Genomic DNA, 13580 nt, shown 5'->3' with positions numbered 1-13580 from the left:
GCGAGGTGAATCACGCACGTTGGGCGTTTTTTCCACCTGCCAGTATAGAAAGATTACACCAATTTTTCCCTTAGCGTGATAGAGCATAAGCTGAGTTTTCCACTGCACGCTTGGGAAGCACAATAACCATCAGCGTAGGGCGTTAGAGAACCGTTCACGTTTCATTAACGCTTTAAGAGTTATGCTTTAGTCTTAACGTCTTATTTTGTCTACTTCAAAATGGTGGAAAAGATTTGTGCTGATTAAAAAGAAGAAAGCTCGATCCCATACCGAAGATCGTTATCTGGCACTGGTGTTAGCGACGGCCGCCGGTATTCTCAACGCCATGGCCTTGGCCGCCTTTGGCTTTCTCCCTTCGCATATGAGTGGCAATGCCTCGCAAATATCGAGTGAGGTGGCTAGCTCAGATGCGTATGGCTTTTTGTTTCTAGCCGCTCTGCTTCTGGCATTTGTGATAGGCGGTGGCCTCGCGCGAGTTGCCGTGATTGCCGGGCAAAAATTCAGAACAATCTTTTGCCTGATTCTCCTGGCGGAAGGTGTGGCATTAACCGCAGTGTCAGTGTTTGAAATTTTGTTTTACTCGGCACGCTTCAATGCGGAGATACTGATAACCCTCGGCTTTCTGATGGGAGTACATAACTCCACCTCCACGCAACTGTCGAATGGGCGAGTGAGATCCACTCACGTGACCGGCACGTTGACGGATGTTGGCATTGCACTAGGCTCGTTCTTGTCGTCATTTGTTTCACGCGATAAAGGGCTCGATCGACGTTTTTTTCAAAAGCAGCTGCACACGCATTTAACGACGATTTTTTCATTCCTGAGCGGGTGTATGGCCGGATTAGTGTTGTTTGATTTATTCGGCTTCCACGCGATGTTGGCGCTGGGTGTTTTTTTGATCGCCGTTGCTTTGAGCGCCATTGTTATGACGGTGCGTATGGCCAGTAAGCTGATGGTCGCCAGAAAAGCTTAACGTTAAATGGCATCGCAATCGTTGCGTTCAGCGCTGTAAATACGTCCCCGGCAGCTGCTCTGCTAAGAAGTCCATAAACAGCCGCGTACGCTGTGAAAGCGTGGATTGACGGTAATAAACGGCGTTGACGGTTTGGGACTGTAGCTCAATGTGGTTGGGAAGCACTTCAATGAGGGTGCTTTTCTGGCGCGGCATAGTGGTCATGAAGTCGGCGAGACACACGATGCCTTCGCCCGCTACGGCCAGCTCTACTAACGTACTACCGCTAGAGGCCGCCAGCGTTGGGGTGATGGCTAAGAGTGATCCATCGGCGTGACGCAGCGGCCAACGGTTGAGATGGTCAAACTGATTAAAACCCAGCAGGCTGTGCTGTTTGAGATCATCAATGCTTTGCGGTGCGCCATGACGTTCAAGATAAGCGGGGCTTGCCAGAATGCGCAGCGGGCTGTAGCCGAGTAAGCGTGCATGAAGCGAAGAATCTTCCAACTCGCCGATACGGATGGCCAGATCAACCCGCTGTTCTAGCAGGTCGACAAACCGGTCATGCGTGTCGAGCGCCAGTGTAATACCCGGGTAGCGAGCGCGAAACTCGCCAATCACCGGCACAATCACGAACTGCATAAAGCTAGGGGCTGCGTTGATCCTCAGTCTGCCCTGGGGCTGGCTATTGCGATCCAGCATTGCTTCTTCAGCCTCGTCCACGGCGGCCAGAATGTGGCGGCAGTAGCCCAGAAACGTCTCGCCTTCCTCTGTGAGCTCCAAACGACGCGTTGTCCGGCGCAGCAGGGTAGTGCCGAGCTTTCGCTCTAGGCGATTAAGCGCACGGCTAACGCCAGAGACCGTAATGCCGAGCCGTTCTGCGGCGTTAGTGATTGAGCCACTGTCGATCACCGTGACAAATGCCTGCTGTTCTTCAAGGGTGCTTTTCATATGGGATGCTCATTAATCAGGCATTTCGATCTTTGTATGTTGCTATGAGATGGCCCGATAACGTTATCAGCATTGTTGATTTTAAATCAAAAGTATTTTGACCAAACATGGCTTCTTTTTCATCTCTTTTGATTTCACAATATGTGCCATATACAGCTCTAGCTATGCTGCTTAGCTATGTTATATGGCCAAGTTGCTAGGTAATTATTTAGGAATTCAAGCAATGAAGATTTTACTGATTAATGGTGGAAAAGCGTTCGCTCACTCTGGCGGTGAACTCAATAATACGCTGCAAAGCGTGGCAGTGAGTACCTTACAGACGTTGGGACATGAGGTGCGCGAGACAGTGATTGACCAAGGTTATGATGTAGATGCCGAGGTGCAGAACTATCTGTGGGCCGATACGATTGTGTATCAAATGCCTGGCTGGTGGATGGGCGCCCCCTGGATCGTCAAGCGCTACATTGATGAAGTATTGACTGCGGGGCACGGTTCACTTTACGCCAGCGATGGCCGTTCGCGCCAAGACCCTAGCAAGCAGTACGGCAGCGGCGGCTTGCTGCAGGGGCGCCGCTATATGCTGTCGTTGACCTGGAACGCGCCGTTGGCAGCATTCGAAGCGCCGGGTAACTTCTTTGAAGGGCGTGGCGTGGATGGGGTGTACTTTCCGTTTCATAAATCGCAGGAGTTTATCGGCTTAGCGGCGCTGCCGACGTTTATTGCTAACGATGTGATGAAAGTGCCTAACGTTGAGCGTGATACCGATGCTTATCGCCGCCATCTGCGCACAGTTCTTGGCTAAACATAAGATAAAGCCCATCGCGTAAGGTGGGCTTGTCTGGGTCGTGTGGCGTGCCTTCTCTTGACTAGCTTAGCTCAGCGCTCTCGATCTAGGCTCTGAACGGTGAGATCTAGCGCTTTGTACATGTCTAATCTAGCTGACAGGCCGATATCCTGGTGATCGAGCTCATTAGCACGTTCCGATGGCAGTATCGGGGCGGTGAGGTCATCGGCATCGGTCGGTTCGAAATCGTATTCTTCACCGATGGTCATCGCGCTACGACGCAATAGCATGCGCAATTGCGCCGGTGTAAGGGCGGGGTCTATCGACATCATGGCTGCCAATAAACCGGCCACCAGAGGCGTTGCGTAAGAGGTGCCACAATGAGCAGGGCCTTGCTCCCCCTCTACCAGAGAAGAGCCTCTAACGCGGGCGGTAGCCGTTATATCGACGCGCATATCGATATTCGACGTGTCGCGTTTAACCACGTAGCCAGGTTCGTCAACCTGCAGGTCGTGATCGCCTTGCTGATGGCCACCCACCACAAACAGCTGGTCGGTCACGAAAGAGGACGGTAGGCGGTAATCATCACTTCCAGAAAACGACGAGGCGTTACCCGCTGAGTTGACGACCACCACGTCGGGATGCTCGCGGCGTAGCCATAAGAAGAACTCTTCGAGCAGTTCCTCATAGCCGCTCATGGCAATACCGGAACGCACCAGCGAGTCGACTTCTTTACCGTCAATATTGATGGCTCCTACTCGATGAATGCCCCAGCTCCAATTGAGCACGCGTACACCGTCTTCTACCAGGTTGACCGACGCGGCGATATTGGCGGTAATGCCCGCATCCGAATTGCGGTCAACTATCACATCAAAGCCCGGGCCTACCGAGTCTAGCCCGCGTAGAAAGCCGCTATTGCCGCCTTCATTCCAGGCGGCGGCAAAGACGCCGGCAACCGTTGTGCCATGTCCGTCGGGCGCGGCGGCATGCCGTTCAGCTTTACCTGAAAATCGCTGCTATCAAGCCCGCTGACGTTCAGGCAGAACTCTTGAATATCTTGCTGTAGAAGGTCGCCACAGCGCTGCAGGTGTTCAACGCGTATAGGATGTTCATCACCTATAGACTGCTCCGCGCTTGCACCAGCCGCGAGCAATAGCGATCCTAACGCTATTACCCGACGGGTAGCGCCCAGATATTTTACGGCCATTATTACGACTCCAGTACGGTATTAGACTGCCTGCTCATAGCATAACGGCATTAGGTGAACTGAACATGAACCTGGCCTGCGCGAGTTTACCCTGCCAAGGGTATTTAACGGCTAAACCGCTGACGAAACTTAGGCAGGGTGCGAGCAACAGGCGGTAGGCGGGTGGCCATTATTAATGCAGCAACGGCGGCATAGATGGCCCATTCACGCAGGTCGGCGCGCACTATCCAAAAGAAGTGCAGCAGTACCAATCCTAAAATAGCGTAAGAGAATTTGTGCAGCGGCTTCCAGCGCTTGCCTAGGCGTTTCATCGCCCAGCGGTTGGAGGTCGCGCCCAGCACGGCAAGGCCGGTTAGCGCGATCATGCCAACAATAATGTAGGGGCGTTTGACGATTTCGCTACCCAGTAGCGCCCAGTTAAGCCCCAGAATAAATAGCACATAGCTGAGTAAATGCAGCGTGGCGTAGGCCAGTGTCCATAAGCCAAGCTGGCGCCGAATAAGTGCAAAGCCTTTCCAGCGGGTCAGTTTGCTCAGCGGCGTAAGGCTTAGCGTGAGCAGCAGCATCCACAGTGCACCAATGCCGATGTTGAGTAATAGGTAACGCCCGGGTTCAGGGCCAGCCGCGTTATTGGCTACTTGCCAGCCCCAAAACAGTAGCGGTGTTAATGCCGCCAAGAAAACGCCAATGCGCCAAAAAAGCCATATACGCGGTGCTGCCATCAGTAGTTAGCCCTTAAATCCATTCCCGCATACATCTCGGCAACTTCGTCCGCGTAGCCGTTAAACATGAGCGTATCAATATGGTTCGGGCTGAACAGGCTGTTGGGCAGCCGCCGCTCGGAGGCTTGGCTCCAGCGTGGGTGATCAACCTGCGGGTTTACGTTAGCGTAGAAGCCGTATTCGTTGGCGGCAATCTCCTGCCAGGAGTTGACCGGCTGCTCTTCAACTAACGAAATGCGCACGATCGATTTGATGCTCTTAAAGCCGTACTTCCACGGCACCACTAACCGCAGGGGGGCGCCGTTTTGATTGGGCAGTTCGCGGCCATACATACCCATCGCCAGTAGCGTGAGCGGGTTCATGGCTTCGTCTAAACGCAGACCTTCCACGTAGGGCCAATCAATGAGCGAGAACGACGAGCGCTGCCCTGGCATCTGATCCGGGTCTACTAGCGTTTCAAAACGCACGTATTTCGCTTTGCTGGTAGGGTCGGCGCGTTTGATTATCTCGGCCAGGGGAATGCCTAGCCAGGGAATGACCATCGACCACGCCTCGACGCAGCGCAGGCGGTAAATACGCTCTTCAAACTGCGACGGCTTGGCGAAGCCCTCAAGTGTGAAGCGCCCGCCGTTGTTGACTTCACCGTCGACCACCACGCTCCAGGGTTGAGTTTCTAAGCTGCCTGCATGACGAGCTGGGTCGCTTTTTCCCGAACCGAATTCGTAAAAATTGTTATAGCTGCTGGCATCCTCGAAGGGGGCGATGATGTCTTTTTCAGGATCGCTTGGGGTAACCGCGCGCCACTCAGTTTGGCTAATTTTGTCGCTTAACCAGGGCGGTGCACTGCCGTCAGGCACATCAGAATAGTCAGTGGCATTGGCGTAAGCTTTTTGTCCCGCCAGAGCAATCCCCGCGCCTAGGCCCGCCATGCCACCCATGAAGCGCCGACGTGAAAGGTAAATAGACTCCGGGGTTACATCGGATTCGTGTAAATCACTGGGTTTGGCAATTTTTATAAGCATATGATGCCTCCGCTAGAAAAAGCCTGCGCACGACGTATGTAATGAATTGAGCATTTGATATTACTTAGTGTGGTAAGTTCACCAAAACTTATACTAATCCTCTCCATCAAATAGAGCGAATTGGGCTGGTGAGCCGCTACCTTGCTCCGATATGCTACCTAGGCCGTCATACCCTTTTGCAGACGGTTGATAAGGAGTTTGTATTCTCATGATAGAAGCTCGGGGATTAACCCGCATTCCTTTGCGCAATGCCGCCTTTGTTGCCTGCGTGATCCTACTGGTCATCTCGCTGATTGGCTTAGCATTTTCACTTGTATGGTTAGTAGGTGTGGCACTTTTTGGCCTGCTTGCGTGGCTAGGCTTGCACGACATGCGCCAAACACGGCGAACAGTCAGCCGTAATTACCCAATCTTGGCCCACATTCGATATACCCTGGAATCCATTGGCCCTGAGATACGCCAGTACTTTATTCAGTCGGATCTGGACGAGCGCCCGTTCTCCCGCGAGCAGCGTGCCGTGGTGTATCAGCGCTCTAAAAATGAGAGCGATAAGAAGCCTTTCGGCTCACTGCTGGATATGTATAAGCCGGGCCATGAGTGGATCAATCATTCGCTGCTGCCCTGTGCGATTGAAGACGCTGACTTTAGGGTTCGAGTAGGCGGTAGCCGCTGTAGTCAGCCTTATTTGGCCAGCGTGCTTAATGTTTCGGCGATGAGCTTTGGCTCGCTTTCAGGCAATGCCATCGAAGCGCTAAATGCGGGCGCCTGCAAAGGGGGCTTCTATCACGACACCGGTGAAGGGTCGATTTCCCGCTATCATCGCATTCACGGTGGCGATTTAGTCTGGGAAATCGGCTCTGGCTATTTCGGCTGCCGTCACGACGATGGCTCGTTTAACGAGGAACGGTTTGCCGCCAACGCCAGCGATGATCAGGTCAAAATGGTCGAAATAAAGCTGTCGCAGGGCGCCAAGCCCGGCCATGGTGGCATACTGCCGGCGGCTAAAGTCACCGCAGAGATTGCCGAGGCCAGGGAAGTGCCCATAGGCCAGGATGTGATTTCGCCCGCCGCTCACACGGCCTTCTCTTCACCGCTAGAGCTGATGGATTTTATTGCCCGCCTACGTATGCTTTCCGGTGGCAAGCCGGTTGGGTTTAAGCTGGCAATTGGCCACCCATGGGAGTGGTTTGCGATTGTGAAGGCCATGCTGGAAACCGGTGAACGGCCTGACTTTATTGTGGTAGATGGCGGCGAAGGGGGAACCGGTGCCGCGCCGTTAGAATTTATTAATCGCATGGGTGTGCCGCTCACCGAAGCCGTGACGCTGGTGCACAACACGCTTGTTGGGGCCGGGCTGCGCGAGGACATTCGCATAGGGGCTGCTGGCAAAATCACGTCGGGCTTTAATATTGCCCGAACGCTGGCGCTGGGGGCTGACTGGTGCAATGCCGCCAGGGGCTTTATGTTTTCACTGGGCTGTATTCAAGCGCTTAACTGTCACTCAGACAAGTGCCCAAGTGGTGTGGCAACTCAAGACCCTAAGCGCAGCCGTCATTTGGATATTGCTGACAAAACGGAGCGGGTATATCACTTCCACCGCAATACGTTAAAAGCGCTGGCGGAAATGCTAGGGGCGGCAGGGCTCACACACCCGAGTGAGCTTGGGCCCGAACATATCATCCGCCGCGTATCAGAAAATGAGATTCAGTCTTACGATCAGGTCTTTACGTTCTTGAAACCCAATGAGCTGCTGCATTCTAAATGTGAGCACACCGTGTTTAAGCACTATTGGGAAGATGCCCGAGCGGACTCTTTCTTGCCGCCCCCGGCGATAGAGCGGCTGCGTTTTACTAAGTTGGAGTGACAACTATGACTACTGGATCTCCGAGTGCTCACCTGCGCTTAGCGCCGAGAGTGAGGAGTTAGTCGCCGGTAGCAATCGCCCGTTGAGGGTTGGTGATCCATTCGCTCCAGGATCCTGCGTACAGGCTGGCCAGAGGGTAACCTGCTAGGCAAAGGGCAAACAGGTTATGGCAGGCGGTTACGCCAGAGCCGCAATAGGCCACCAACTCTTCCGGTGGGCGTGCGCCAAGCTTCTCGGCAAAACGCTGCTTGAGCTGCGGCACGGGCAAGAAACGCCCATCGCTACCCAGGTTGTCGGTAAACGCCGCGCATTGCGCGCCGGGGATATGTCCGGCCACCGGGTCGATAGGCTCTATATCACCGCGAAAGCGTGGCAAGCCTCGGGCATCCAGTAAGGTGAGGTTCGACTGGCCAAGACGCTGCTGTAGTTGCTTTGCCTCCAACAGCAGGTGATTATCTGGCTGACCGCTGAACTGCCCGGAAGCACGCTGCGGGGAATCCTGGCTCAAGGGCAGGCCGGCGGCGAGCCAGGCGTTCAAGCCGCCATCAAGAATGAACACGCCATCTCGCTTACCCAGCCACGCCAGCAGCCACCAAGCCCGGGCGGCGAAGGCGCCTGGGCCATCGTCATAAAGCACGATGGTGCTGTCGTTATCGATGCCCCAGTCCTGCAGGCGCGCCACCAGCTGTGCGGGTTCCGGTAAGGGATGACGGCCGGTCACCCCTGGGATAATCGGCGAGCTCAGATCACGGTTCAGGTCAGCGAAATGCGCCCCGGCGATATGCTCCGCGGCATAGCTTTGCTGGCCATAGTCCGGGTTTTCCAACGCAAAGCGACAATCCAGAATCACCAGGCCAGACTGTTGTTGCTTTTGGTCCAAAGCAAGTGGGCTCGTCAGCTGTGCGAGGGACATAGCAGGCTCCTGAAAAATAAGTCGAACATTGATCCTACTGCATTTCTTATAAGGCGTGGGCCTGGAAGGCGTAAAACCTTATAGTGCTCCCTTATTCATCGTTAAACCTAAGTACGCGCCAATGGTGCAGCGACGGCCTCTTTCGCTCTTGCTCGTTAGCGTCTATGGTCAGGCTATGCTGACCAGTCGGCATTATTGAGTGCTAACTTCTCTACCTTCCCAAGGAATGCCATGGCTTCTTCACGCCGTGAACTGGTGTCGTTAATTAAGCAAGGCGTCATACCGCCAGAGCAGGTGACGCGCGCTATTGAGACTGCTGGGTTGAGGCCATCGCCCCGTGATTGGGCGATCTTTGTTGATCGATTACTGCTGTGGCTGGGTGGGCTGGCGCTAGCCTTTGCGGTGTTGTTTTTTATTGCCTATAACTGGGTCGAGATGGGGCGTTGGCTGCGCTTTGGCGTGGTGCAAGCCGCGGTGTTGCTGGCGGTAGGTATCGCCGTGTGGGCCAAGACTCGCCTGACCTTGCAGCGTGTGGCGCTAACGTCGGCCACTTTGTTAGTGGGTGTGCTGCTAGCGCTGTTTGGTCAGGTGTACCAAACCGGTGCCGACCCCTGGCAGCTGTTCTTTACCTGGGCGTTGCTAACGTTGCTCTGGGTCTGGGTGGCACGTTTTGAGCTACTGTGGATACTGTGGTTGGGGCTGCTCAATCTTGCCGTCGGGCTTTATTTTCGCACGTGGGGTGGGCCGTTTGGCGCCCTGGCCAACAGTGACGCTGCGCTGTGGGGGTTGTTGGGGGTCAATACCCTTGCATTGATCTTCTGGGAGTGGGGCGCTTATTCCGGGCGTTGGGGTGAAGGTCGTTGGGCCGCTCGCTTGCTCTCGGCGGGCAGCGGGGTACCGATCACGCTGCTATTTATGTCCCTGATTGCCGAAATGCAGCCGATGTGGTCGTCAGTGCTGGTGATTTATCCTCTCTGGCTTGCGGCGCTGTATACCGTTTATCGCCACTGGCTGCCGGATCTATTCATGATCGCAGGTGGCTGCGTCTCAGTGATTGCCGTGGTCACGTGGCTGCTTGCTCGATACTGGCTGTGGGAAGGGGAGTGGCAGGCAGGAAGTTTGCTGCTCATGACCATCGTGGTGTTAGCGATGGGCACCGGGGCTGTCGTATGGCTGAAACGGCTACATCGGGAGACATGGCAATGATGCGCAGAGCCGACGATGCTCAAACAAATAGTTTAAAAGCCAAGCTGACCCAGGCAGGCATTGTGTTAAACGCTTCTACGCTGTCGGCGACGCTAGAAACGCCGTGGTTTGTGCGCGTTTTGCAGGCTTTTTCCGGTTGGCTGGCGGCGTTTTTTTTACTGGGTTTTATCGCCATGGGCGGCGTATTTATTGTCGAGAGCGCCGCTGCATCGTTAGGCCTGGGGCTCGTTTTGATCGGCACTGCTTTTGCGCTACTGCGGGCAGTTTACAGTGATGTGCTCGAGCATCTGGCGCTCGCCATTAGCTTGGCCGGTCAGTTGCTAGTGGGCTGGGCCGCCATAGAGCATTGGAATAACGCTGCCTATGCATGGTGGTCGATGCTGGTTTTACAGAGCGTACTGGCGCTAGTGATGCCAAGCGTAACGCATCGCGGCTTTTCTGCCTTTGCTGCCAGCGTAGCGCTGTATCTGGCGTGGGTAACAGCGGCGATGGGGATGGTCGCCAGTGGCATTGTGCTTTGTGCACTCACCGCACTTTGGTTAAATGAATTTCGCTGGCCACGGCGCATTAAAGAGATGCAGGCGTGGGGCTATGGACTCGCGTTGGGCCTGCTGGTCACTCAGGGGCTAGCGCATGCGGGTCATCCGTTATCGTTTCTTTATGAAGCGCTGGATAGCAATTTAGTGCGGCTAGGGACGTGGCTGAGCGTTGGACTTGTCGCGCTGGCGCAGCTGATCCTTTTTCAAGGATTGCTTCATAAACAGTCGCTAGCTTGCGCACGCTGGGCGGCCTACGCTGCCGGTGCGGTGCTGTTGGGGGTGACGTTTTATGTCCCTAGCGTAGGGCAGGGCATGGTGGTCATGCTGCTGGGCTTTGCTATTGGCAATCGTGTGCTGACAGGACTGGGGATGCTTTCGCTGATACTGGCGATCGGCAGCTATTACTACTGGTTGGACGCCACGTTCCTGACGAAGTCGATAGCGCTATTGGTAATGGGCACCTTGCTGCTAGGGCTGCGTTTTGGGCTAGGCCGGTGGTGGAAAATTAGGATTGCTCGCTCAAGCCATGGGAGCGTAGACAATGATGCCTAACGCGAAAGTAAACAGACTGATGATTCTCGCGGGCATGATACTGGTATTGGCCGTGATCAATGGGGCGATTTGGCAGAAGGAGCGTCATCTGGCACTGGGTGACATTATCTATCTTGAACTCGAGCCGGTCGACCCGCGCTCATTGATGCAGGGCGACTACATGTCTTTGAGCTTTGCCATTGCCAGCCGTATTCAAACGACGTTGAATCAAGAGAGTAACTCCCCGAATGCCAGCAATGGTCACGTCGTTGTGCGCTTGGATGACCAGCAGATCGCCCACTTCCAGCGGTTAGATGATGGCAGCCCGATCGGTGATCAGGAGCGGCGCCTACAGTATAAGCTACGCAATGACCAGGTGCGCTTTGCTACCAACGCTTTCTTCTTCCAGGAGGGGCATGCTGAACGCTACCAATACGCCCGCTATGGGCAGTTTCGCATTAACGACCAGGGCGCGCCGCTGCTGGTTGCTTTATACGATAGCGAGTTGAAGTCTCTAGACAGCCTGGCTAGATAGCGTGCTGTGAAACACATATTCGCATTGTGCATGCTCATATTTGCTAAACCGAATAGATAAAAGAAGTGCATTATTGGTGAGAACGTCACTGCTCCTTGCGTCATCAAATAAGATAGGCTGTACTTTGCGCTTACTCATTTTACCCCACTGACATGGATGGCTCTGTGATGATCACAAGGCTGGCTACTTAATTGGTCTGTCGGTGGTTGGTAAGTTGGTTCATCTTAGTTAGTAAAGGCATGTATGAAAGCAATCGGCTTATTGCCCACATGGGTGGCGTTGATCGTGGCATTGCTATTTTCCAGCGTGTGTGTGGCGCAAACTCAGGGAGAAGAGGGCGAAGATAATCGGTGGTTTGCCGTTGATGAGCTAAATACGGGATTAGAGGAAGCTCCAGAGGAGGTCAACTTAATCACGCCCCGCGAGGCTATTCGAAGTTTTCAAACGCTGACGGACAACGAAGAGTTTGCGGCGGCCGCGCATGTTCTCAATTTATCCGATTTATCACCCGCCGAGCAGCGCGAACAAGGACCAGAACTTGCCAAACAGCTAGCTGAAGTGCTCAAACGAGGCGAGCTGCTGAACGTTTCCAACCTTTCTGGCTGTCGTGAGGCGATCATTGAGAATACGGCCGGGCAGGAGCCTAATCCTCTAGCTGGCCAGCCGCGTCGAGACCTGGAGATAGCGTCGCTTCCAATAGGCGGTGATGCGTACGATATACGACTGGGCCGTTATCGAGCCGGGGATGAGGATCCCGTCTGGCTAATTATGTCAGACAGCGTGTCGTCGATTCCGCTACTTTATAAGGAATATGGCCCTTCCATGCTGGAAGAGCATATTCCGGAACGCTTTAAGGAATCGCTCGGCGTGCTGATGATTTGGGAGTGGATTGCCATTCCCATTTTCCTGATAGTGGTTGCGCTCATGGGGTGGGGGGTTTATCGCTTTGTCGGGTTATTGGCTCGACTGATTCCTTCCGGCGCAAAAAGCATCTTTGTGGGCAGAATAAAAGGCCCCATGGCGCTCATCGTGATGTCGCTGGTGACGCAGATGCTGCTGGACTATGTCGTCTCTTTCTCTGCTATCGCCATGGGTACCTTCCGCGTTGTGTTAACCGCCGTTCTGGCGTGGGGCGCGGCAACCATTGCACTGCGCTTGGTCGATACCATTATGCTGCGTATGACGCGGCGTTTAGTGGGCGAGATTGATGACACAAAATCTCGAGATGAGCGCCGACTGTTAACATCCCTTTACGCGTTACGCCGCGTCATTATTCTCATCACGGTCACTGCAGTATCGGTTTACGTGCTCAGCCAGGTTCAGATCTTCGAAACACTAGGCTTGTCTATTCTCGCCTCCGCCAGCGTTCTCGCGGTACTGGTCGGTATTGCTGGCCAGGCCATGTTGGGGAACATTCTGTCTTCTTTTCAGCTGTCGCTGGCCAAGCCGATCCGGATCGGCGACTTGGTTATGTTTGAAGGGCAGTGGTGCTATGTGGAGGGGATTTTTTATACGTTTATTCGGTTGCGCTCATGGGACGAGCGGCGGCTGATCGTACCCGTCACCTATTTTGTGTCTAAACCGTTTGAGAATCTTTCGGTCAAAAGTACCAAGATGTATCGGTTTTTGGAATTGACGCTGCACTTAAGCGCTGACGTTGAGCTCTTAAGGCAAAAGTTTCTAGACGTTGCTAAGGATGAAGTGAATGTTATCGAGCACCATAAGCTGTTGTGCTATGTGACAGGGCAAACCGCAACGGCGCAGATCATTACTTTTTATCTGATGACGTCCGACCCGCTAGCAGGCTGGGTGGCCGAAATGAATGTGCGTGAGAAACTGCTGGCCTTTATTCGCGATAACCATCCGGATTGGTGGCCACGCGATGTTATGGTCATTAGCCATAACGATATTGCGCGGGGTGAGCCGGGCAAGCGCTCTACGCCATTGGGTAGCGCTGACGTCAAGCCTTCTGAATAGGGCCGGACGCTATTAAAGCCTCTAAAAGACATCGCCCGCTGGCGCTGAGAAATCAGTGGCAGCGGGCGAAAACAAGTCCGTTATGGGCACTTACTTAGGACATGGCCTAAGCCATGACTTAAGAAAATACGCGGAAGCGTTGTTCATCGTCCATGAACGTTTTCTCGCCAAACGGTGCCTCATTAGAACCGAAGGGCATTTGCGCGCGCAGTGTCCAGGAAGCCGGTAGATCCCAGGCATCAAATACGGCATCGTCGATAATGGGGTTGTAGTGCTGCAGGCTGGCGCCAATGTCGGCCTGTGAAAGGGCTGTCCATACGGCAAACTGGGCGATGCCGGTAGCATGCTCTGACCAAACAGGGAAGTTATCGGCGTAG

Annotated in this window: 12 protein-coding genes and 2 pseudogenes; 7 read left to right on the top strand and 7 right to left on the bottom strand. The window is 54.1% G+C overall.

Annotated elements, in window-relative coordinates:
- The first annotated feature begins 235 nt into the window (after positions 1–235).
- The gene (locus tag ACTH5D_RS03030; RefSeq protein ID WP_441668250.1) at positions 236–973 is read left to right on the top strand and encodes a YoaK family protein; all 738 of its coding nucleotides are present in this window, start codon (positions 236–238) and stop codon (positions 971–973) included.
- 27 nt (positions 974–1000) lie between these two features.
- Here ACTH5D_RS03030 and ACTH5D_RS03025 read toward each other — a convergent pair whose 3' ends face one another.
- Positions 1001–1903, bottom strand: coding sequence for a LysR substrate-binding domain-containing protein (locus ACTH5D_RS03025; RefSeq protein ID WP_441668248.1), 903 nt, complete (start codon positions 1901–1903; stop codon positions 1001–1003).
- Positions 1904–2126: 223 nt separating this feature from the next.
- On the opposite strand from ACTH5D_RS03025, the gene ACTH5D_RS03020 reads away from it, so the two are divergent.
- A complete protein-coding gene (locus tag ACTH5D_RS03020) occupies positions 2127–2705 on the top strand; it encodes an NAD(P)H-dependent oxidoreductase (RefSeq protein WP_441668246.1) in 579 nt (192 codons plus the stop codon).
- Positions 2706–2779: 74 nt separating this feature from the next.
- Here ACTH5D_RS03020 and ACTH5D_RS03015 read toward each other — a convergent pair.
- The 4 genes and pseudogenes from ACTH5D_RS03015 to msrP all read right to left on the bottom strand — a co-directional run.
- Positions 2780–3616: pseudogene (locus tag ACTH5D_RS03015) on the bottom strand (S8 family serine peptidase); the annotation flags it as partial.
- Positions 3580–3894: a hypothetical protein gene (locus ACTH5D_RS03010; RefSeq protein WP_441668244.1), complete on the bottom strand. Its 315-nt coding sequence runs from the start codon at positions 3892–3894 to the stop codon at positions 3580–3582. The pseudogene ACTH5D_RS03015 and the gene ACTH5D_RS03010, both read right to left, overlap by 37 nt.
- Positions 3895–3998: 104 nt before the next feature.
- Positions 3999–4616: a protein-methionine-sulfoxide reductase heme-binding subunit MsrQ gene (msrQ, locus tag ACTH5D_RS03005; protein WP_441668242.1), complete on the bottom strand. Its 618-nt coding sequence runs from the start codon at positions 4614–4616 to the stop codon at positions 3999–4001.
- Positions 4616–5638, bottom strand: a complete 1023-nt coding sequence (gene msrP, locus ACTH5D_RS03000; protein ID WP_441668240.1) for a protein-methionine-sulfoxide reductase catalytic subunit MsrP — start codon at positions 5636–5638, stop codon at positions 4616–4618. The genes msrQ and msrP overlap by 1 nt, the downstream gene beginning before the upstream one ends.
- Before the next feature lie 208 nt (positions 5639–5846).
- Here msrP and ACTH5D_RS02995 point away from each other — a divergent pair, with 208 nt between their 5' ends.
- A complete protein-coding gene (locus ACTH5D_RS02995; RefSeq protein ID WP_441668238.1) occupies positions 5847–7502 on the top strand; it encodes an FMN-binding glutamate synthase family protein in 1656 nt (551 codons plus the stop codon).
- A gap of 58 nt (positions 7503–7560) precedes the next feature.
- Here ACTH5D_RS02995 and ACTH5D_RS02990 read toward each other — a convergent pair whose 3' ends face one another.
- A complete protein-coding gene (locus tag ACTH5D_RS02990; protein ID WP_441668236.1) occupies positions 7561–8415 on the bottom strand; it encodes a sulfurtransferase in 855 nt (284 codons plus the stop codon).
- Between the two features lie 231 nt (positions 8416–8646).
- Between ACTH5D_RS02990 and ACTH5D_RS02985 the strand changes: the two genes are divergently transcribed.
- The 4 genes from ACTH5D_RS02985 (at position 8647) to ACTH5D_RS02970 (ending at position 13203) form a co-directional block, all read left to right on the top strand.
- Positions 8647–9621, top strand: coding sequence for a DUF2157 domain-containing protein (locus tag ACTH5D_RS02985; RefSeq protein ID WP_441668234.1), 975 nt, complete (start codon positions 8647–8649; stop codon positions 9619–9621).
- Positions 9585–10712, top strand: a complete 1128-nt coding sequence (locus tag ACTH5D_RS02980) for a DUF4401 domain-containing protein (RefSeq protein WP_441668232.1) — start codon at positions 9585–9587, stop codon at positions 10710–10712. The genes ACTH5D_RS02985 and ACTH5D_RS02980 overlap by 37 nt, the downstream gene beginning before the upstream one ends.
- The gene (locus ACTH5D_RS02975; protein ID WP_441668230.1) at positions 10702–11226 is read left to right on the top strand and encodes a GDYXXLXY domain-containing protein; all 525 of its coding nucleotides are present in this window, start codon (positions 10702–10704) and stop codon (positions 11224–11226) included. Before ACTH5D_RS02980 ends, ACTH5D_RS02975 begins: the two co-directional genes overlap by 11 nt.
- Positions 11227–11469: 243 nt before the next feature.
- Entirely contained in the window at positions 11470–13203 is a 1734-nt protein-coding gene (locus ACTH5D_RS02970) for a mechanosensitive ion channel family protein (protein WP_441668228.1), read from the top strand.
- Positions 13204–13321: 118 nt separating this feature from the next.
- Here the strand turns inward: ACTH5D_RS02970 and ACTH5D_RS02965 are convergent.
- Positions 13322–13580, bottom strand: a pseudogene (locus ACTH5D_RS02965) (nitroreductase family protein); the annotation flags it as partial.

Origin of the sequence: Halomonas sp., from assembly GCF_052095695.1 — a bacterium.
Taxonomy (GTDB): domain Bacteria; phylum Pseudomonadota; class Gammaproteobacteria; order Pseudomonadales; family Halomonadaceae; genus Vreelandella.
The sequence above is the reverse complement of the archived record's forward strand: the minus strand, read 5'-3'. Positions and strand labels throughout refer to the sequence as shown.